This is a genomic window from Aureimonas jatrophae (assembly GCF_900104035.1).
In the GTDB taxonomy this organism is placed as follows: Bacteria; Pseudomonadota; Alphaproteobacteria; order Rhizobiales; family Rhizobiaceae; genus Aureimonas; species Aureimonas jatrophae.
Map to the genome: position 1 here is coordinate 124,025 of NZ_FNIT01000008.1, position 19,814 is coordinate 143,838.

Below are 19,814 nucleotides of genomic sequence, written 5' to 3' on the forward strand. Positions count from 1 at the left end.
AGTGACGTTGCGGTATTTACTAGCGCAGGTCGTGCTATAGAGGCTGTCAGTTAGATGGCTGACGACCGCCCTCCCACGGTCTCCGCCACCGAACTCCCATCCTGTCGGTCTTCCCACGAGGTATGTATGCGTACCATGGTGCTTGCTGTCCTATGGCTGTGCGCAGCCATGGCGGGGCTCTTCCTGATCAGTCAGCCTGTTGGCGTCGACGCCCAGTTGACGGTCGCCGTCACGGCCATCCTGGGAGCCGCAGCGATCTACCTTCTCAGACTGCGCGGCCCTTGGCGTGCGGTCTTCCTCGCCATCTCGACCCTCGTGGTCCTGCGCTACGCCTACTGGCGCACCACCTCGACCCTGCCGTCGCCCGACGATCTCGCGAACTTCATTCCGGCGGTCGTCCTCTACCTGGCCGAGATGTACTACATCGTCCTCCTGGCGATGAACCTCTTCGTGGTGTCCGACCCGCTGGAACGGGGCGCGGCTCCTCAGGCGGACGACGAACAGCTTCCCCGCGTCGATGTGTTCGTGCCCTCCTACAACGAGAGCGCGAACATCCTGGCGCTGACGCTTTCGAGCGCCAAGGCCCTCGACTATCCGGCCGACAAGCTGCGCGTCTTCCTGCTCGACGACGGCGGGACCGAGGAGAAGCGCAACGCCCGCGACCCCGCCAAGGCGGCCGAGGCCTGGCGCCGGCACGAGGAGCTTCAGGCTCTGTGTGGCCAGCTTGACGTCACCTACGTCACCCGCGCCCGCAACGTTCACGCCAAGGCCGGCAATCTGAATGCAGGTCTGGCCGCCTCGGACGGCGACCTCATCGTCGTGTTCGATGCCGACCATGCCCCGGCGCGCGAGTTTCTGCGCCAGACGGTCGGCTACATGGTGCGCGACCCCAAGGTCTTTCTGGTCCAGACGCCGCACTTCTTCTCCAACCCCGACCCGATCGAGAAGAACCTTTCCACGTTCGAGCGCATGCCGTCCGAGAACGAGATGTTCTACGGCACGATCCAGAAGGGCCTCGACAAGTGGAACGCGGCCTTCTTCTGCGGCTCGGCGGCGGTGCTTCGCCGCGCGGCGCTGATGCAGGTCGGCGGCTTCTCGGGCATCACGATCACCGAGGATTGCGAAACGGCGCTCGACCTCCATTCCAAGGGCTGGAAGAGCGTCTATGTCGACCGGCCGATGGTGACCGGCCTCCAGCCCGAGACGCTGGCGAGCTTCATCGGGCAGCGCTCGCGCTGGTGCCGCGGCATGCTGCAGATCCTCTTGATGAAGAACGCCGGTCTCATGCCCGGCCTCAGCTGGCCGCAGCGCATCTGCTACCTCTCGTCCGGCCTGATCTGGTTCTTCCCGATCATGCGCATGGTGTTTCTGGCGGCTCCGCTCCTCTTCATCTTCTTCGATCTCAAGATCTACGACGTCTCGACGCAGGAGTTCGTCGCCTACACGCTCACATACCTCGCGGTCTCCAGCCTCATCCGCAACTATCTCTACGGTTCGGTGCGCTGGCCCTGGATGTCGGAGCTCTATGAGTACGTCCAGTCCGTCTATCTCTTCCGCGCCATCATCAGCGTTCTTCTCAATCCGCGCCGTCCGACCTTCAACGTCACGGCCAAGGGCGACACGCTCGCCGAGGATCGCCTGTCCGAGATCGCCTGGCCCTATTTCGCGATCTTCGCGGTGCTGCTCGGCGCGGCCGGCTACAGCGTCTATCGGTATCAGACCGAGCCGGAGATCGGCGGCATCCTCCTCGTGGTCGCCGGTTGGAACCTGCTCAACCTCGTGATCGCCGCTGCCGCTCTCGGCGTCGTCACCGAGAAGCGCGAGCGTCGCACCACTCCGCGCATCGTCACGAACCGCGCGGCCGAGCTGGTGCTCGACGGAACGTCCTTCCCGGTCGCGGTTACCGACATCTCGACCGGTGGTGCCAAGGTGCAGCCGATGGGAGCCTTGCGGGTCGTCGCACCCGATACCGCCGCCGAACTCCTGGTTTCCCGCAGCGACGGCACGCCGCTCGGTCTCCTGCCGGTGACCATCCGCTCGCAGGGCGAGGAAAAGGGCCTGCCGGTTCTGGGCCTGGGATACCGTGCCGACTACGCGCACTACCCGCTGATCGCCGAACTCATGCTGGCGGACATGACGCCCCTGCGCGAGCAGCGCGCCCGGCGGCAGCATCGGCGAGCCCTCTGGCTCGCAAGCGCCAACGTCCTGACATGGGTCCTGCGCTACCCGATGGGGGCCTTCCGCCACCTCGTCTTCGACCGCACCGCCGCAGCGCCACCGTCCCCGCAGGAGGTCCAGGCACTGCAACCTGCGGCGATCCTTCGCCCCAGCGCCCAACCCGTCCAGCCTTGAGCCCCGGAGCCGGATCGTGACCAACACCCATCTTCCCGCCAGCCGATGCCTGCAGGCGACATCCGCCCTCGCGCTTCTCGCAGCCATCGCGTCCGGATCCCCGGCGCTCGCGCAGGCCGCGCCAGCCTTCGACATCGGTGCGACCCATGCGTCCGCGCCCGGCGCCACGCGGCCGGCCGGCACCATGCCGGCCCTGGCCCGACTGCAGGCGGGCCGAGCGGATCTCTTCTTCGGCGGCGAGAACCCGCATCGAACCTATCCGGTCTTCGTGACCACGGAGCAGAGCACCCGAAGCGCGAAGCTCGTTCTCTCCTATGCGAGCGCGGTCTCGGTCGCGCCCGAAACGTCCAGTCTCGTGGTCCTGGTCAACGGCGAAACCGTTCTCGATCGTCCGTTGAGGGTCGGCGACGCCCAGGCGATCGAGCTTCCGTTGGCCGTCGGACTTCTGATGCCCGGCTACAACGCCGTGCAGATCCAGCTGCGCCAGTCCCACCGCGTCGACTGTTCGGTCCCCGGCACCTACGAGTTGTGGACGCAGTTCGACCCGGAGGCGAGCGGGCTGAGCTTCGCGCAATCCGCAGCCCGCATCTCCGACGTTCAGGACCTGCCGGCTCTGCCGCCCGGCGCCACGGGACGCGTCGCGCTGCAGGGCGTGCTGCGCGCCGGCTCGTCCACCGCGACGGATCGGACCATGACGGCGCTTCAGGCCGCGGCGCTGCTCGGCGGCTTCGAGGACCCGGTCGTGACGATGAGGTCGAAGCCGGGCGAGGGAGCCGGCCTGGATGTGGTGGTCGGGACCGACGAGGAGGTGCAGGGCCTTGTCATGGCCCAGCCCTCGCCGACGCCTTGGCCCGGTGTCGGTTTCGTCGCGCCCTTGCCCGGCCGCTCGGCTCAGCTCGTGGTGTCCGGCGCCAGCATCGCCGATGTCGAGGCCAACCTGGCGCAGCTCGTCGCGGCCGCCGAGGATCGCAAGCCCACAGGGTCGCCGAGCGGACTTCTCGCGGTTTCCCGCCTGCGCGGGCAGAGCGTGGAAGGTGGGCAGTCGCTGACCTTCGACGATCTCGGGATCGACGCGCGTCCCTTCTCCGGGCGCTTGTTCCGAGAGGACGTGTCCTTCTCGCTGCCGGCCGACTTCTATGCCGCGGACTATGATTCCGCGAGCCTCCGGCTGAACGCCGCCTACGCCGCGGGCTTGTCGTCGGAGGCCGTGCTTCTGGTTCGCGCCAACGGACGGATCGTGGCGACCCTGCCCTTGTCTTCGCCGCGCGCCGGTCAACTGCGCGACCACCGCCTGCGCGTGCCGCTCGACAAGCTGAAAGCGGGAACCAACCAGCTGTCGCTGGAGGCGTTCCTGCCGCGCCCGGAGGATTCCGCCTGCGACGCGGTCGGCGAACGACCGGCCCGGTTCGTCCTGTCGGACACGACGCGGCTGGAATTTCCGGCGCTGGCTCGAGCCGGTCATTATCCCGACCTTTCGGGAACGCTGGCCGGCGTCACGGCCGCGTCCCGCGCGAAGACCGAACTGGCGGTCTATCTGCCCGGCGGCGATCTGCATGCGCTCGACGCCGCCTCGACCCTCGTCACACGGATGGCGACGGGATCGGGCAGCATTCGAAGCACGCGCCTCGTGCAGGCCATGCCGCACGAGGAAAGCGGCGACCTCCTGGCCGTCGGAACCTATCAATCTCTGCCGGACGAACTCGTGCGCGCGGTGAGGATGCGTTCGGCCGGTGAGCCCGACACGCTCTTGTCGAAGGACGCGTGGGGACCAGTCGCCAGCGCCGAGGCGGCCGTTTCCGCCGCCGTCGCCCCGCGTGCCGTCGGCGACCAGGCTTTGTCGGCCTTCGCACAACCGGTGGCCTACGGCGACCGGATCGCGGAGATCGGGCGGCAGGTCGCCGCGCCGATCATGAGCCATCTCGCGCGGCTCGTCGACGAGGACCGCACCGAGGAGCGGGCGCTGCTTCCCGAGGCGGCGACGGTGCTGGCGCAGGCCCCGGCGCCCCGGGCGCCCGGAGCCGCATGGACGCTCCTGGCTGCGCCGACGGCCGAAGGGCTCACGCGCGGTCTCGACCGCCTCGTCGACAACAAGGCCTGGACGGCGGTGGAGGGCGCCCGCGTCGAGGTGCCCGAAGCGGCCGACCAGCCGATCGTCTCGGCATCCGGCGGCTCGGAACGCCTCTTCGAGACGCAACCGCGCAGCCTCTCCAACGCGCGCCTCGTTCTGGCCGGCTGGTTCTCGCGCCATAGCGAGCAGTACGCGACCTTCGCCCTCGCGGCCTCGTTGTTTCTGGCCGTGTCGACGGCGCTCCTGCTCCGCCGGATCGGGGAGAAGGACAAGTGAGACGCGTGCGGCAGACGCTCGCCGGGATGCTTCTCGTTGGAACCACCACGCTCTTCACGGTGGCCATGGCGCCGGCCGGAGAAGCCTCCGGCCGACCCGCGCTCGTTGTCGAGGCCGGAGACTATCTCCTGGGCGGCTGGGAACTCTACAGCAGCCGCTTCGTCACCCCCGAGGGTCGGATCGTCGACGACGACAACGGCTCGATCAGCCATAGCGAGGGGCAGGGCTACGGCATGCTCCTCGCGGTCGCCGCCGGGGACCGGGAGCGCTTCCAGCGGATCTGGGCCTGGACGCAACAGGAACTCTTCGTACGCGACGACGAACTGGCGGCCTGGCGGTGGGATCCGAGCGCGACACCGCGCGTCACCGACCGGAACGATGCGACCGACGGCGACATTTTGATCGCCTGGGCCTTGTTGCGCGCTGCCGAACGCTGGGGCGAGGACGACTGGCGCCATCGGGCCCGCCGCATCGCGGATGCCGTCGCCGAGCATGCCGTCCAGCCGGCCGGGCGCCTGTCGGTCCTCATGCCGGCGGTGTCCGGTTTCGCGGCGTCGGACCAGGTCGATGGTCCGGTCGTGAACCTGTCCTACTGGGTGTTTCCGGCGATCGGGGAACTGGAGACGATCTCGCCGAAGCTGGCGAAGGCAGATCTGCGGCGCAGCGGCCTGGAACTCGCCCGCGCGGCCCGGTTCGGCCGCGACGCGCTCCCAACGGACTGGATCTCGCTCGCCGGCCGGCAGCCGGCGCCAGCCCAGGCCTTCGCGCCGACCTTCAGCTACAACGCCGTTCGCGTTCCTCTCTATCTCGCCTGGGAGGGCGAGAACGGACGGGCGCTGCTGGAGCCGTATCTCGACGCCTGGGCAGGCGAGAGCGCGGCCGGCCCCCACGTCGTCGATGTGGCGAACGACCTTCGCGCCAACCGGCTCGACGCGCCGGGCTACGAGGCGATCTCGGATCTCGTGGCCTGCGCGCTCACCGAGCGGCCGGCCAGCGACCGGACGCGCAACTTCGTGCCCACCACCTACTACCCCAGCACCCTTCATCTCCTGAGCCTGATGGCCTTTGCCGAAAGGTACCCGCGATGCCTGTAAAGTCCCTTCTCCTGGCCTCGGCGAGCGTCCTGCTGGCCCTTGCGTCCGCGCGCGCCGAGGTCGCTGCACCCGACTTCACCCGGCCCAGCTCAGCCGCCGCTCCGGCCATGAGCCCCGGTGCCTCGCCGCCGTCGGCGCCCAACTGGTCCATGCCGGCGCAGATCCCGGCGGCGATGTCTGTTCCGGCCGGCGCCAACCCGTTCGCCATGCCGCCGGCGGTCGCCGCGCCGGCGCCGGTTTCCGCGCCCGCTGCGGCTCCCTTCGCGCTCGCTCCCGAACCGGCGGCGGCGACCAGCGCAGACGCGCCCGAAGCCGATCCCACCAAGCCCGACGAGAGTGCCCTGCGCTACTACGCGTCGCAACGCGACATGGCACGGGTCGGCGCCGAGATCCGTCGGCTGAAGGGCCTTTACGCCGATTGGCAGCCACCGTCCGATCTGTTCGCGACCGGTCCCAAGGTGGACGAGCAGCCGGTCTGGGACCTCTTCGCGAAACGGGACTTCGCCGGTGCTCAAGCGCTAGTCGCCCGTTTGCGGTCTGAGACCCAGGGCTGGCAGCCCAGCGAAGACCTGTCCGGCAAGCTCGCCGACGCGATGGCGCGGCAGCGGATCGATGTTGCTGCGGCGAACGGCGCCTGGTCCCAGATCATCGGCGCGGCTCAGGCCTCCCCGTCGCTCCTGACCTGCGCGCAGGTCGACATTCTCTGGAACCTTGGCGAGGCCTTCGCCAGGACCGGTGATCTGGCCCGCTCCTTCGATGTCTATGCCTACGTCCTGAAGACCTGCGAGGATGGCGGTGCGCGCCTCGCGACCGTTCAGAAGGCGTCGCAGGTTCTGCCGGTGCAGGGACGGGACGCGCTTCTGGCGCTGGGTCGCACGGGTCCGATGGGCGGCGAGTTCGATGCCGTGCGCTTTGACTTGCTCCGCGGCGCGATGGGACGGGTCGCGTCCGGAGAAACGGGCACGTTGCCGGCGGCAACCGAGCTGGCGGCGTTCGCCGACTATGTGGGCCGCTCGCGCTCGGCGCCGGACGCCGCGCTTTTCGGCTGGTACTTCTTCGGCCAGAAACAGTGGAAGGACGCGGCCGGTTGGTTCCGCGCGGCCGGGCAGATCACCGACGATCCGAAGGCGCTCGAAGGGCTTATCCTCTCGCTGCGCAACGGCGGTGACGTGCCGGCGGCTTCGAGCATGGCCTTCGAGGCTCGCGCCCGCTCGCCCGAGATCACCAAGATCTACGTCGAGATGGAGGCAGAGCGTCTTACGGCCGACGGCGCCACGCCGCCGAGCGACGCGGAGCAGCGCCGCTATGGCGATGTCGTCGAGCAGGCCCGTTCGAGCCTCGGCGCCCAGGCGATCGGCTGGTCGCTGATCGCACAAGGCAAGCCCGATGCGGCACGAACCTGGTTCCGCAGGTCGGTGGAGTGGCAGGAAACCAGCGAGGGCGTGATCGGCTTGGCCGTCGCTGCGTCGCGCCTGAAGGACAAGGCGGGCCTGCAGGAGATCAAGAGTCGCTATGGCGACAAGTATCCGGAGGTCGCCGACCTCGAGGATGCCCCGGTGGCGGTGGCGAAGGCGACGCGTCGCGCCGCCGGCGTGACAGGCGGTCAGCGTCGCGGTGGGGGAGGTCAGGACAAGATCCTCCGTCAGGCCCAGAAGCAGTTCGATTCCGGCGACTACAAGTCCGCGCTCGCCTCGCTCGATCAGCACGAGCGCACCTTTGGCCGCAATCGAGGAGCCGAGCTCCTCAAGGGTTGGACCAATCTGAAGATGCGCCGCTATCAGGAGGCCCGCGCGATCTTCAAGGCCGAAGACAAGCGCGGCTCCACGAAGGATACGCGCTTTGGCATCGGCGCGACGTTCAACTCGCAGTTCAATGCCTGGTCGTCGAACTGACCCGATGGACCCGCACCCGACCGTTGCCGATCCGTCTCCTCGTTACTTGAGTCACCGATGACCCTGTCCTTGCAGATGCTTCTCGACATGGTGCCGCCGTCCGGCTCGCCGACAACCCAAACCCTATGGGGAACGGCCGGCGACGACAGGCTCGCCGCGGGTTCCGGCAGCGATACCGTCTACGGGCTGCTCGGAGGCGATACGATCTTCGCGATGCCGCTCCTGGGCGAGCGTGCGGAAATCTACGGTGGCCGGGGCCAGTCGGACGGCGAGGACGGGGGAGATGCGATCGCGGTCAGCGGCGAGGGGTCGGCGGCGATCTTTGCCAATGCCGGCAACGACGCGATCCTCTACCGCGCGCTCGGCAATGCGACGATCCAAGCCGGCCTCGGCGACGACGACATCCTGATCCTCAACAAGGCCAACAACTTCGTCACCGGCGGCACCGGCCAAGACCGCATCGTCATCGACAGCTTCGCCGACAATACGGTGTACGGCGGCAATGCTTCGGCCGATCCCAACGACGGTGCCGATACGATCTCGATCCGGGGCAACGGACAGAACCTCGTGTTCGCCAACGGCGGCAACGACGACGTCTTCATCGGCGGCGACGGCAACAACCGCATCTATGGCGGCCTTGGCGACGACGCGATCCGTATCCAGGGTGTCGGCTCGAATGTCGTGGTCGGCAGCACGGGGGCGGATAAGATCCTGATCGAGGGCAGCGGCAACAACACGATCTTTGGAGGCATCGACGCGAACGACCCGACCGATGGTGGCGACCGCATCATGATCGTCGGCGACGGGCACAATCTCGTGCTGGCAGGCGGTGGTGACGACCTCGTTCGCATCGTCGGGAGCGTCGGGGCGACGGTGGACGGCGGTTCGGGCAACGACACAATCGAGGGCGGCGACGGTCTCGATCGCCTGTCCGGGGGAGCGGGGCTCAATATCCTGACGGGCCGGGCCGGTGCTGATACCTTTGTCCACGCGATCGGTGGCTTCGACGTCGTCACGGACTTCGACGTGTACAAGGGCGACCGCATCGACACGGGTGGCGAGCGGTTCGCGATGGCCCGCACCGGCGACGGCACGCTCTTTCTCCAGTTTGGCGACGGCAGCTTCGTCGCCATCCAGAACGCGCCGCCCGGTCTCGAGACGAGCGTCTTCTGGGTCTGAGAGACGCGGATCGGGTGTCCGGTAAGCCGACCCAGGCATGATGGCGCTGCAAGCCGAGCGGCAACGCGACGATGTTATTTGGCATGCGGTCGGTCGGCCGAAGGCACCTGTCGCAGCCTACCGCCACGATATCGATGGTCCGCCCCTAAGGTGACGAGATCGATAGGCTTCTGCGGAGAGCGACGCAGGAGCGGGATGACGAGCCGTGCGATCATCTCACAATCACCCGTCGCGAGGGCGTTGATGCGCGGCATGCCGGCCGGCGTCGAGCGAGGAGGTTGGGCCGCGAGCATGGCATGGCCGAGCCCGAGCGAATGCGGAGAGGTCAGTTTGAGCTCGTCGGGGCGGGATGCAAGGCACTTCGAGGCACGATGCCTTGGGAATCGGTGCCGAAGCCAATTTCGTGCGTCGCCGTCATTATGGCTCGGCAGGCTGGGTGATCCCAACGGTCTTTGCTCCGATCTCAGCGTCGTCGTGATCAAACACATATCGCGATAAATTTCTGTTGGACTCCGTCCAAATGGTATGCCAGAAACATATCGCGAGAAATGTCGTCGCGACGATCACCGCTTCTCTGAAAGGAAATCCGATGCTCAAGGCCATCATGACCGTCGCTCTCGCCGGTGCCGCGATCGCCGTCGCCGGCAAGCTACCGGCCGCAGCCCAGGCCAGCGGTGCTTTGCCGGCATCTGCTGACGCCGGGCGAATCCGGAATGTCGTCCTCGTTCACGGCGCCTTCGCCGATGGATCGGGTTGGCGCGGCGTCTACGAGGAGCTCACCGCTCGCGGCTATCGCGTCACGATCGTTCAGAACCCGCTCACCTCGCTGCTGGACGACGTCGCGGCGACCCGCCGGGCGCTGGACCGACAGGACGGGCCTGCGGTTCTCGTCGGCCATAGCTGAGGCGGCACGGTCATCACCGAGGCCGGCGTTCATCCGCAGGTCCGCGGTCTCGTCTACGTGTCCGCCCTGTCCCCGGACGCCGGCGAGACCACGGCCCAGCAGTACGACGGATACACGACCCCGCCCGAATTCGTGATCGAGACCGGAGAGGACGGCTACGGGTTCATCAAGCCCGACGCGTTCGCGGCGGGGTTTGCGGCGGATGCGAACCAGGCCGATGCGGCCTTCCTGCGAGACACGCAGGTGCCGATCAACATGTCGGTCTTCGCGACCAAGCTCGACCACGCCGCTTGGCGCACCCTGCCGACCTGGGCGGTGATCGCTACGAACGATAAGGCCTTCGACCAGCGCATGCTGCAGGATATGGCCAAGCGCATCGACGCCGAGGTCACGAACGTCCCCGCCAGTCACGCGGTCTACTTCACGCAGCCCAAGGCTGTCGCCGACGTGATCGACGAGGCGGCGCAACAGTCGACGAGCCGCTCTCGGTAACCCTATGTGCCACAGTCCCGCGGTCGGAGACGGTTCGAAGCGAACGGTCCCCCATCGCGGGGTGAAGGACACCCTGCAGGCCTGCCTCCAAGCGATCCTGCATCGATGCAAAGCCTCGAGCGCCGTTATCGGCATCGCCCTGGACCATCCGTTGGCACGAACCGGCCCATGTCCATGGGCAGTGAGGGACGAACGGCGTTGACGTTCGCAACGGCGTTGGACGAACAGGCGATCCGCCTCCCGTTTCTGGAGCACCGTCTGACGACGTCAAAACGCGCCGACGGCTCGATACGGGAACGGCAACCCCACGCGCCGCCGGTCAGGCCGCTTCGGTCTGAAGTTCCGTCAAAGGGGCCACGATCCGGCACTTCAGGCCATCGGGTGCGTAGTCGAGATCGACGGATCCGCCGACCGATCCCGACAAGCCGATCTCGATCAGCTTCGATCCAAATCCCTTGCGACTGGGTGGCACGACCGGCGGACCGCCGAGCTCGCGCCACATCAGGGCCAGGGTCGGGCGTTGGGTCTCATCATCGACCTCGACGACCCAGGCGATGTGAACCCGCCCCTGCGGAACGCTCAAGGCACCGTACTTGGCGGCGTTGGTCGCCAACTCGTGGATGATCAGCGCCAGCGTCAAGGCAGCCTTGGGACCGACAAACAGATCCGGGCCGCGCAGGGCGACCCGGCCCTCCGGATCGTGCAACTCGACTGCGCTCCGGACGACGCTCTCGACCGCGCCCGAGTCGTGTTCGCCGGTCAGAAGGATGTCGTGAGCCCGCGAGAGTGCCTGGATCCTCTCGCCCAAGCTCTTGCGTGCGGTCACGAGGTCGGGTGCACTGCGCAGGGTCTGCGTGGCGATCGACTGCGTGATCGCCAGCGTGTTCTTCAGTCGATGCGCGAGCTCGCTGACCAGGATCTGCCGTTCCTGTTCGGCGGCCCGCTCCCGTCGAAGGTCGGAGGTGACGGTTCCCAAGGCGATCGGCCGGCCATCGACGTTGGGCAGCGTGAAGACGTTGTAGCGGACCGGTATCTCCTCGCCCGTCTCGAAGTGGCGGAAGCAAACGTCGCCGGTCCACGATCCCTCGCGAAGAACAATCGGCAGGACTTCCGTTTCGACGCGGGACCAGTCGCCGACGGGAAAGTAGTCGCTGATCCGGGTCGTCTCTTCCGGAGCCTGGAGGCCGACAAGTGCCTTGCCAGCCTCGTTCACATACTGGACGCGTCCCTCCAGATCGGCGTAGGCGATGAAGTCGGAGCTGTTCTCCACGATGCGGCTGAGCTGGTTTCGCTGCTGCACCTCGCGGGCCAGGTTCGATATGGCCATCCGCCGGCCTTCTGCGACATCGCCCAGCACCAGAACGGCGGAGCGCAGGGACGCGGCCAGCTCCGCAATGCCGAGATTGACGGCGACGAACAGGATCTGAGCCGTCCACTGCGTTCGTGTCAGGGCGAGCGGATCGTCCTCCGGAGACAGCGCGTAGGCCGCGGGAATGGTCGAGGCGAGCGTTGCAAAGACGCCAGGCCCGCGTCCACCCAGCAGCGCACTCACGATGATGACCGGGATAAAGAATAGGAACGGCAGAAGGTCCGTGACGAACGCGCCGCGCACCATGGCAACAAGAGCAACGGCAAGCGCCACCAAAGCGTAGGTTGCGGGAGCCGGAAGACGAGCGCTCAGAGCCTTGATCAGCGAACGATGATAGGCACCGGAGAGAGGCATGGCGTCAGGAACCGTGTTCGGGATTGTCCCACCGCGACATACGGACTGATGTGCATAACAAGCATGCCGTCAGGCAGCCAGCCCATTTCCCGTAGCCTTACTCTGGAACGTCATCGCCTCGCCTCGACCCTTGAAAGAGCCGCCAGGATCTGGGTTTCCATGAACGGCTTGGCGATGAAGCCGATCGGCCGCCATCCCAGTTCTCGAGCGCGCGCTTCCTCCTCGATCCGCGCCGAAACGAAGAGCGCATCGATTCCATGCTCGGCGCGCAGCCTGTGAGCGGTCTCGATGCCATCGTCGCAGCCGGCTAGATCGATGTCGAGGATGGCGACGTCGAACGGCATCGCGCCGGCTGCCAAGTCGATCGCCTGCTGCATGGCGGGAGCAATACCGACCACCGTATGGCCGGCATCCTCCAGAATGTCCTGAAGGTCGATCGCGATCAGTGGTTCGTCCTCGACGATCAGCACCCGAAGCAAGGCCGTCTCTCCATCCGCACCGGTTTGGCAGACAGGGAAGCGAACCGGCGCGAATTGGTTTCAACGACGGGAAGCGTCATGGCGGCTGGAGGACGACGTTCCGCCTGCGACCGAGACGGAGCTGTGGATGCGAACGCGATCCGTCTCATTCAGTTCCGGAGCCCGCATGCCAACCAAGATGCGTGCACCCACGCCCTTCGCTCCCGTCGACGCGAGGCGAGCGGTGCATACCATCGCCAGACATCGCGATCCAAGACGCGTCAGCTGGAAACGAATGCCAACGGAGCTGCGAGAATGATTGGCGCACCCGACAGGATTCGAACCTGTGACCTCTGCCTTCGGAGGGCAGCGCTCTATCCAGCTGAGCTACGGGTGCCGGGTCTATGACCGGTCTGGACGGCCGAAGCCTTGGTACAGGATGGCGCAGCGAAGGACAAGGCGGGGGAGGAGGTGAGTGCAACCGGCGGGTCGCATTCTCATCGGCCTTCGGCGAGAACCTCCAGGAAATCGGCTCCGAAGGTCTGCAGCTTGAGCTGGCCGACGCCGGGAACCGCCAGCAGCGAGCGTTGGTCGCGAGGACGGCGCTCGGCCATGGCACGCAGCGTGGCGTCCGAGAAGACCATGTAGGGGGCGATCGCGTTGTCGCGGGCCAAGCGCGTGCGGACCGCCCGCAGCGCCTGAAAAAGTTCGGCGTCGGCCGGCGACAGATCCGCCGCGCCGCTGCCCACGCGCTTCAGCTCGGTCGCGCGCCGCGCGCGGTCGCGCCGGAGCGTGACGACCCGCTCCTTGCGAAAGACGGCCCGCGCTTCCTCGCGCAGCACAAGCGCGCCATAGGCGGCGTGATCGACCTCGATCAGGCCCATCGCGGTCAGCTGGCGCGCGATCGAGCGCCAGGCGCGCGCATCGCGGCCCACGCCTTTGCCGAAGACCGGGATCTGGTCGTGGCCTATCTGGCGGACCTTATCGCTCGCCTTGCCGGTCAGGACCTCGATCACGTGACCGAGGCCGAAGCGCTCGCCGGTGCGGTAGATCGCGGCCATGAGCTTCACGGCATCCTCGGTCCCGTCGAAGGTCTCGACAGGGGAAAGGCAGGTGTCGCAGTTGCCGCAGGGGGCGGGCAACGTCTCGCCGAAATGCTGAAGCAGCACGGCGCGCCGGCATTGCGCGGTCTCGCAGATGCCCAGCAGCGCCTCGAGCTTGGCGCGCTCGACGCGCTTCACCGCCTCGTCGGCCGCACCCTCGTCGATCATCCGCCCGCGCTGCACGACGTCCTGCAGGCCGTAGGCCATCCAGGCCTCGGCCGGCTGACCGTCGCGGCCTGCGCGACCGGTCTCCTGATAGTAGGCCTCGACCGAGGAGGGCAGGTCGAGATGGGCGACAAAGCGCACGTCGGGCTTGTCGATGCCCATGCCGAAGGCGACCGTCGCGACCAGGATCAGACCTTCCTCCCGCAGGAAGGCATCCTGGTTGCGCTCCTTGACGGCGGACTCCATGCCGGCATGGTAGGGCAGGGCACGGATGCCCTCGCGGTTCAGCCAGTCGGCCGTCTCATCCACCTTGCGGCGCGAGAGGCAGTAGACGATGCCGGAGTCTCCGTCGTGGTCCTTCAGGAAATGAAGGAGCTGACGGCGCGGCTCGTCGCGCTCCACGATGGCGTAGCGGATGTTGGGCCGGTCGAAGCTCGTCATGAAGACCGGCGCGTCGGTCAAACGCAGCCGCTCGGCGATGTCGGCGCGCGTCGCGGGATCGGCGGTCGCGGTGAGCGCGATGCGCGGCACGTTCGGATAGTCGTCGGCAAGGCTTTCCAGAAGCCGGTACTCGGGGCGGAAGTCATGCCCCCAGGCGCTGACGCAATGCGCCTCGTCGATCGCAAAGAGGCTGATCGGAACGCGCGAGAGAACCTGCCGGAAGCCGGGCATCGCGATGCGCTCGGGCGTGACGTAGAGGAGATCCAGTTCGCCCGCCATCAACTGGCGGCGAACCGTGGCCCGTGCCTCGTCGTCCATGGCGGAGTTGAGAGCGGCGGCGCGGACGCCGGCCTGCAGGAGCGCCTGCACCTGATCGCGCATCAGGGCGATCAGGGGCGAGACGACGATGCCGACGCCGTCGCGGCAGAGCGCGGGCACCTGGTAGCAGATCGACTTGCCGGCGCCGGTCGGAAAGAGAACGAGCGCGTCCCCGCCGGTCGTCACGTGCCGAACGACCGCCTCCTGATGGCCCCGAAAGGCGGCATGGCCGAAGACCTGCCGCAGCACCTCGGACGGATCCCGGTGGCGGGTGTCCAGGTCGAACAGCGCATCCGTTCGGGCGAGGGGGCGGGACATGCGAAACTCCGGTCGGGCAGGGAGACGCTCCGGCACGGGAGCCACCCTGTCCTCGTCAGTCATCGGGGAATGTCATGGCCATGACAACCATCTGCGTCATTCTTGCGGCCGACCCTGTGCGGGGCAGGGTTGTGTTGCGGTGGGTTGAACTCGCGCCCACATGGCGTTAGGGCACCGCCCCTATCCGGCAAGAGTATCTTGAGGCCGGTTGGACAAACAATTCGAACGAGGCTTGTCATGAGCGCAGTTCCCATCACCCGCGACCAGTTCGTCTGGCAGGAAGGCCAGTCGGCAGCCCGTGCGCGTCGCAGCCGCAAGGACAATCCCTACCGCCCCGGCAGTGCCGACTGGCGGGCCTGGACCGGAGGTTTCGAGGCCGTCTGAGGCTTCGCGCGCGACCGTTCGTTTGCGACCGGCCGCTACAAGAGCCGGGGCAGGAGCACGGGAAGAATCAGGGACGTCGCCACAGCGTTCAGCGCCATGGCGATGCCCGCGAAGGCGCCCGCCACGGGATCCACCGCGAAGGCGCGCGCCGTCCCGATGCCGTGCGACGTGAGGCCCACGGCAAAGCCGCGCGCGGCGTAGTTCCGGATCCTCAGGGCATTCATCAACGGCGTGACGATCACCGCGCCGAAGATGCCGGTGGCGATGCACAGGACCGCCGTCAGCGCCGGGTCGCCGCCGAGCTGTTCCGACAGACCCATCGCGACCGCCGCGGTCACTGATTTCGGTGCCAGCGATACGATCGCCTCGGGCGGGATCGCGAACAACCGCGCCAGCCACACGGCCGACACGACCGCCACCAAGGATCCCGTCGGCAGCGCGACCGCCAACGGCAGGACGTGGACGCGCACCAGCCTGCGATGACGGTAGAGCGGTACGGCCAGGGCGACCGTCGCAGGTCCCAGAAGGAAGTGCACGAACTGGGCGCCCGCGAAGTAGGTCGCATAGGGCGTGCGCGTCACAGCCAGCACGAGGCCGAGCGCCACGATCGAAAACAGGACGGGGTTGGCCGCCGGATGGTGCCTTGCAGCCTGCGCGAGGCGCTGGCTGGCCAAGAAGGCGACCAGCGTCGCCGAAAGCCAGAACAGTGGCGAGGCCGAGAGATAGGCCCACAGTTCGGCCGGATCGGCAGGCAGGCCCATCAGGCATCCCCGCCGAAACGGTGGCCGGCGACCAGAACGAAGATGCCGACCGTCACCAGCAACGTAGCCACCGCCGACAGGGCCAGCGTCGCGACGAGGCCGAACCCGTGGGCGCTCAGAAGGCCGAGATTGTCGATGACGCCGACGCCGGCGGGCACGAAGAGCAGACCGAGAACCGACAGGAGGCCGTCGGCGGTTCGCCCGAGCGGCTCGCCGGGCTCGCCGCCCAGCGAGGGCCAGCGCGGCACCCATCCGCGGTCGCGCAGCACGAGGAGCGCAAACAGGAGAAGGAAGCCGAGAACCGGGCCCGGTACCGCCAGACCCAGCGCACGAGCGACACTCTCGCCCGCCAGCTGGCACAGAAGAAGGACGGCGATGGGCTTGAGCATGCGAGGCCCCCGGGGTTTCGGAAGTTTCGCTTGTCGGGCCGTGCCTGCGCAGCGTCAACCGGAGCGGCCGCACGCGTCGCTCAAACGCGATCGTCCCACCAATCGTGGAAATGATGCACCGGCCCTCGGCCTCCACCCACCCGCAGCCGGCCCGCGGCCACGAGTGCACCCTGGAGATACGCGCGGGCCTGCTCGACCGCCGCGTCCAGAACGAGGCCGCGCGCCAGATGGGCGGCGATGGCGGCGCTCAAGGTGCATCCCGTGCCATGGTCGGACGTCGTCGCGATGCGGGGGGCGGCGAAGCGGAAGGCCGCATCCGGCGTCACCAGGATATCGACGCTCGACGCACCCGCTCCGTGCCCGCCCTTGACCAGGACGGCCTCGGCTCCGAGCGCCCGGATGCGCTCGCCCTGTGCGCGCATGGCCGCTTCGTCGTCCGCCTGCGGCGCGGCCGCCAGAAGGGCCGCCTCGGGCAGGTTCGGGGTCGCGACGAGAGCCAGCGGAAGCAGCTCGATGCGCAACGCGTCGAGGGCTTCTTCCTCCAGAAGGCGGTCGCCCGAGGTTGCGACCATCACCGGATCCAGCACCGCGCGACGCCCGTGGGCCCGCAGCCGATCGGCGATGCGGCGGATCACGTCGCTCCGCGAGACCATGCCGATCTTGATCGCATCCACCGCGAGGTCGTCGAGCACGGCGTCGATCTGGGCGCCGACGATGTCGGGCGACAGGGTTTCGACGGCACGAACGCCATGCGTGTTCTGCGCGGTCACGGCGGTCACGACGCTTGCGCCAAAGAGGCCGAGCGCCGAAAAGGTCTTGAGGTCGGCCTGGATGCCCGCCCCCCCGCCGGAGTCGGACCCTGCAATCGTCAAGCCGATGCGCGTCATCGGGTCAGCTCCACCGCATAGGTGTCGAGGGGCGGGGTGGATGCGATCACGCCGCGTTCCTCCAGGAAGCGCGAGAAGCGTTCGGTGCGGGCACGGTCCAGGGCGCCGGGCCGCTTGGCCAGTCGCGGAACGGTATCGGCGAAAGCCTGCCGGTTCAACGCATCGTCCAGATCGGGATAAGCGCGCAAAAAGAGGTCGCGCGCCTCGTCGGCATGGTTGGCGATGAAAAGCGACGCCTCTTCCAAAGCGTCGACGAAGCGCGGCAGGCGCGCATCCCCCAAGAGGTCGGCGCGGGTTACGAGGATCAGCTCGTCATAGGGCGGAACACCGTGCTCTTCGGGGTAGAAGGGGCGGCCCTCGCGCTTCTCGATCTGCATCTGCGTCAGCTCGAAGTTGCGAAAACCGCCGATCGTGGCGTCCACCGAGCCCGACAGGAGGGCGGGCGTCAGCGCGAAGTTGACGTTGACGAGCGTCACGTCCGTCAACTTGAGCCCGGCATGGGCCAGCATTCCCGATAGAACCGCCTCCTCGAGTCCCGCCACGGAATAGCCGATGCGCCGACCCTTCAGGTCGGCTATCGAGCGGACCGGACCGTCCTTGAGAACCATCAGCGTGTTGAGCGGCGTCTCGACCAGGGTCGCAAAGCGCACGAGCGGCAGACCGGCGGCAACATCGAGCATCAGGTTGGGCTGGTAGTGCACCGCGATCTCGGCCTCGCCGGCCGCCAGGAGGCGGGGCGGCGCGGCCGGATCGGTCGCCGGCACGAGTTCCACATCGAGGCCCCGAGCGGCGAACAGACCGCGCTCGCGAGCGATCACCAGCGCCGCGTGATCGGGATTGACGAACCATTCCAGAAGAACGCGCAGACGCTGGGGCTCGGCGGCGGACGCGGGCGGCGCGGCAAGGCCCAGCAGCGTGGCCAGGAGAAGGAGCAGGGAACGAAGCATCGGAGAGCGACCTCAGGCGCGCGAGGGAAGAAGGGAGGCTTCGGGCGCCCAAGGCACGAACCGGGGCGCAAGGGCATCCACCACCGCGCGCAGGAACAGCGTCAGGGCGGCCAGGAGCGCGAGGCAGGCGAACATCAGGTCGGTCTGCAGCCGCGCGTTGGCCTGGATCATCAGGAAGCCGAGGCCGCCGGACGCCCCGACCCACTCGCCGATCACCGCACCGAGCGGGGCGAGGGGGGCTGCGACCCGCAGACCCGACACGAAGGCGGGCATGGCGAGCGGCAGGCGGACGTGCTGGATGGCTCGCCAATGGCTGGCTTCGGTCAGCGCCGTCGCGTCGAGAAGGTCGGGGTCGGTGCGGCGCAACCCGTCGGCTAGGAAGGAGGCAACCGGGAAGAAGATCACGATCGCGCTCATGGCGACCTTCGAAGCCATGCCGAAGCCAAACCACAGAACCAGCAAGGGAGCGAGCGCAAAGACAGGCAGGGACTGGAGCACGATCAGAACCGGCCAGGCAATGGCGCCGGCGCGGGGCCAGGCCGCCGTCGCCAGACCCGCCAGCGCGCCTGCCACGGCTCCAACCAACAGACCCAGGAGCGCCTCGGTCGCGGTTGTCGCACCCTCGCGCATCAGCAGATCGCGGCGCCGCCAAAGCGTCTGCGCGACCGTCCAGGGCTCGGGCAACATGTAGCGTGGCGGCCGGAGCGCGAGCACGACGAGCTGCCAGGTCGCGAGCGCCGCCGCGACCCCGAAGGCGGTCTGGATGATCATCCGCGCGGTCCGGCCGCCACTCCGGTCGAGGAGCCGGCGCGTTGGTCCCGCCCGAAAGGCAGACGTGATCGGGTGAGGAGGCAACGTCGCGTTTCCCGTTCCTACGCCGGCATGACCCGGATCAGGTTCAAGGGTTCGGCGATCGCCATCTCAGCGCCCTTCGGCGCACCCCTCGGAATCGCCGTGAGGTTGGCGGGAGGCCGGTGCCGCTGTCAAGCGGCGGCATCGGCTACGGACCATGAAAAAGGCCGGCGGCTCCGCTTGGGAGACACCGGCCGTCCATGTCGGTCCGGGTGTGCCGTCGCGTCAGACGGCAGCGGCTCTGCCGGCTTCAGGCGGCCTTGCCGTCCTCGCTCTCTTCGAAGAGTTCGGCCGCGACGTCGCCGTTGGCCGAGAGGCGCACCTTGTCGCCTTCCACGCCGGCCACGAGGGCGGTGGAGATGTAATGGTGTCCGCCCTGCGGCAGGCCCTGGCCGCTGTCCTTCTTGGTCAGCTTGATACGGTCGCCTTCCAGGCGATCCACCGTGCCGACGTGAACGCCGTCCGCACCGATGATCTCCATATGCTCCTTGATCGGAAAGTTCATCGCTTCAGCTCCTGACTGTCATGACTGGCGAGAGCAGCTCGGTGGCGCTCCCGCATCCGTGACCGAAACGCAGCAGCATCCGCTTGGATGCATCGAAGCGCAGAGGGCTGTTATCGGGCGATGAAGCGGTTCTCGTCGTCGGCAGCGGGCCGGTCCGCGGGATCGCCCTCGATCTCGCGTGCCGCTTGCGCCCAGAAATCGTGTTCGTGTCCGGCGGGGCGCCCGGCCTTCTCCCAAAGGTAGTAGGCGCGATTCCTGATCTCCTGGTCCCGGTCCGTTGTCATCCCGCCTGATTCCCTTCGACGC

At 67.8% G+C, this 19,814-nt stretch carries 16 protein-coding genes, 1 tRNA gene, 1 pseudogene and 1 riboswitch; of the genes and pseudogenes, 7 read left to right on the plus strand and 11 right to left on the minus strand.

Annotation, left to right across the window (positions count from 1 at the left end):
• The first annotated feature begins 126 nt into the window (after window positions 1-126).
• From bcsA to BLQ76_RS16675, 6 genes and pseudogenes are all read left to right on the plus strand, one after another.
• Window positions 127-2,352: a UDP-forming cellulose synthase catalytic subunit gene (gene bcsA, locus BLQ76_RS16650; RefSeq protein WP_090675598.1), complete on the plus strand. Its 2,226-nt coding sequence runs from the start codon at window positions 127-129 to the stop codon at window positions 2,350-2,352.
• A gap of 16 nt (window positions 2,353-2,368) precedes the next feature.
• Window positions 2,369-4,696 carry a cellulose biosynthesis cyclic di-GMP-binding regulatory protein BcsB gene (locus BLQ76_RS16655; protein ID WP_090675600.1) on the plus strand — a complete coding sequence of 776 codons (2,328 nt, stop codon included), beginning with the start codon at window positions 2,369-2,371 and terminating at the stop codon, window positions 4,694-4,696.
• Window positions 4,693-5,790, plus strand: coding sequence for a family 8 glycosyl hydrolase (locus BLQ76_RS16660; protein ID WP_170842628.1), 1,098 nt, complete (start codon window positions 4,693-4,695; stop codon window positions 5,788-5,790). Before BLQ76_RS16655 ends, BLQ76_RS16660 begins: the two co-directional genes overlap by 4 nt.
• The gene (locus BLQ76_RS16665) at window positions 5,781-7,682 is read left to right on the plus strand and encodes a hypothetical protein (protein ID WP_090675605.1); all 1,902 of its coding nucleotides are present in this window, start codon (window positions 5,781-5,783) and stop codon (window positions 7,680-7,682) included. The genes BLQ76_RS16660 and BLQ76_RS16665 overlap by 10 nt, the downstream gene beginning before the upstream one ends.
• Window positions 7,683-7,739: 57 nt before the next feature.
• On the plus strand, window positions 7,740-8,861 hold the full coding sequence (locus BLQ76_RS16670; RefSeq protein WP_090675607.1) for a calcium-binding protein: 1,122 nt from the start codon (window positions 7,740-7,742) through the stop codon (window positions 8,859-8,861).
• Between the two features lie 604 nt (window positions 8,862-9,465).
• Window positions 9,466-10,257, plus strand: a pseudogene (locus BLQ76_RS16675) (alpha/beta fold hydrolase).
• 319 nt (window positions 10,258-10,576) lie between these two features.
• Here the strand turns inward: BLQ76_RS16675 and BLQ76_RS16680 are convergent.
• The 4 genes from BLQ76_RS16680 to recQ form a co-directional block, all read right to left on the minus strand.
• Window positions 10,577-11,980 carry a sensor histidine kinase gene (locus BLQ76_RS16680; protein ID WP_090675609.1) on the minus strand — a complete coding sequence of 468 codons (1,404 nt, stop codon included), beginning with the start codon at window positions 11,978-11,980 and terminating at the stop codon, window positions 10,577-10,579.
• A 110-nt stretch (window positions 11,981-12,090) separates the two neighbouring features.
• A complete protein-coding gene (locus tag BLQ76_RS16685) occupies window positions 12,091-12,450 on the minus strand; it encodes a response regulator (RefSeq protein WP_244519696.1) in 360 nt (119 codons plus the stop codon).
• Between the two features lie 308 nt (window positions 12,451-12,758).
• Window positions 12,759-12,835, minus strand: a tRNA-Arg gene (locus tag BLQ76_RS16690).
• A 100-nt stretch (window positions 12,836-12,935) separates the two neighbouring features.
• Window positions 12,936-14,783 (minus strand): DNA helicase RecQ, encoded by a 1,848-nt coding sequence (gene recQ / locus BLQ76_RS16695; protein WP_090675613.1) that lies wholly within the window; start codon window positions 14,781-14,783, stop codon window positions 12,936-12,938.
• A gap of 237 nt (window positions 14,784-15,020) precedes the next feature.
• On the opposite strand from recQ, the gene BLQ76_RS22175 reads away from it, so the two are divergent.
• Window positions 15,021-15,167, plus strand: a complete 147-nt coding sequence (locus BLQ76_RS22175; protein ID WP_156418056.1) for a hypothetical protein — start codon at window positions 15,021-15,023, stop codon at window positions 15,165-15,167.
• Window positions 15,168-15,202: 35 nt separating this feature from the next.
• Here the strand turns inward: BLQ76_RS22175 and BLQ76_RS16700 are convergent, their stop codons facing one another.
• The 7 genes from BLQ76_RS16700 to BLQ76_RS16730 form a co-directional block, all read right to left on the minus strand.
• The gene (locus tag BLQ76_RS16700; protein ID WP_090675780.1) at window positions 15,203-15,922 is read right to left on the minus strand and encodes an LrgB family protein; all 720 of its coding nucleotides are present in this window, start codon (window positions 15,920-15,922) and stop codon (window positions 15,203-15,205) included.
• Window positions 15,923-15,927: 5 nt separating this feature from the next.
• The gene (locus tag BLQ76_RS16705) at window positions 15,928-16,317 is read right to left on the minus strand and encodes a CidA/LrgA family protein (protein ID WP_090675616.1); all 390 of its coding nucleotides are present in this window, start codon (window positions 16,315-16,317) and stop codon (window positions 15,928-15,930) included.
• A gap of 80 nt (window positions 16,318-16,397) precedes the next feature.
• Window positions 16,398-17,204, minus strand: coding sequence for a bifunctional hydroxymethylpyrimidine kinase/phosphomethylpyrimidine kinase (gene thiD, locus BLQ76_RS16710; RefSeq protein WP_090675618.1), 807 nt, complete (start codon window positions 17,202-17,204; stop codon window positions 16,398-16,400).
• A complete protein-coding gene (locus BLQ76_RS16715; RefSeq protein WP_090675621.1) occupies window positions 17,201-18,151 on the minus strand; it encodes an ABC transporter substrate-binding protein in 951 nt (316 codons plus the stop codon). The genes thiD and BLQ76_RS16715 overlap by 4 nt, the downstream gene beginning before the upstream one ends.
• A 12-nt stretch (window positions 18,152-18,163) precedes the next feature.
• Complete coding sequence (locus BLQ76_RS16720) at window positions 18,164-18,922, minus strand: ABC transporter permease (protein ID WP_090675623.1); 759 nt, start codon at window positions 18,920-18,922, stop codon at window positions 18,164-18,166.
• A gap of 81 nt (window positions 18,923-19,003) precedes the next feature.
• A riboswitch (TPP riboswitch) is annotated at window positions 19,004-19,105 on the minus strand.
• A gap of 148 nt (window positions 19,106-19,253) precedes the next feature.
• On the minus strand, window positions 19,254-19,508 hold the full coding sequence (locus BLQ76_RS16725) for a DUF2171 domain-containing protein (protein ID WP_090675625.1): 255 nt from the start codon (window positions 19,506-19,508) through the stop codon (window positions 19,254-19,256).
• 110 nt (window positions 19,509-19,618) lie between these two features.
• The gene (locus BLQ76_RS16730; RefSeq protein WP_090675627.1) at window positions 19,619-19,792 is read right to left on the minus strand and encodes a DUF2934 domain-containing protein; all 174 of its coding nucleotides are present in this window, start codon (window positions 19,790-19,792) and stop codon (window positions 19,619-19,621) included.
• Window positions 19,793-19,814: the final 22 nt, after the last annotated feature.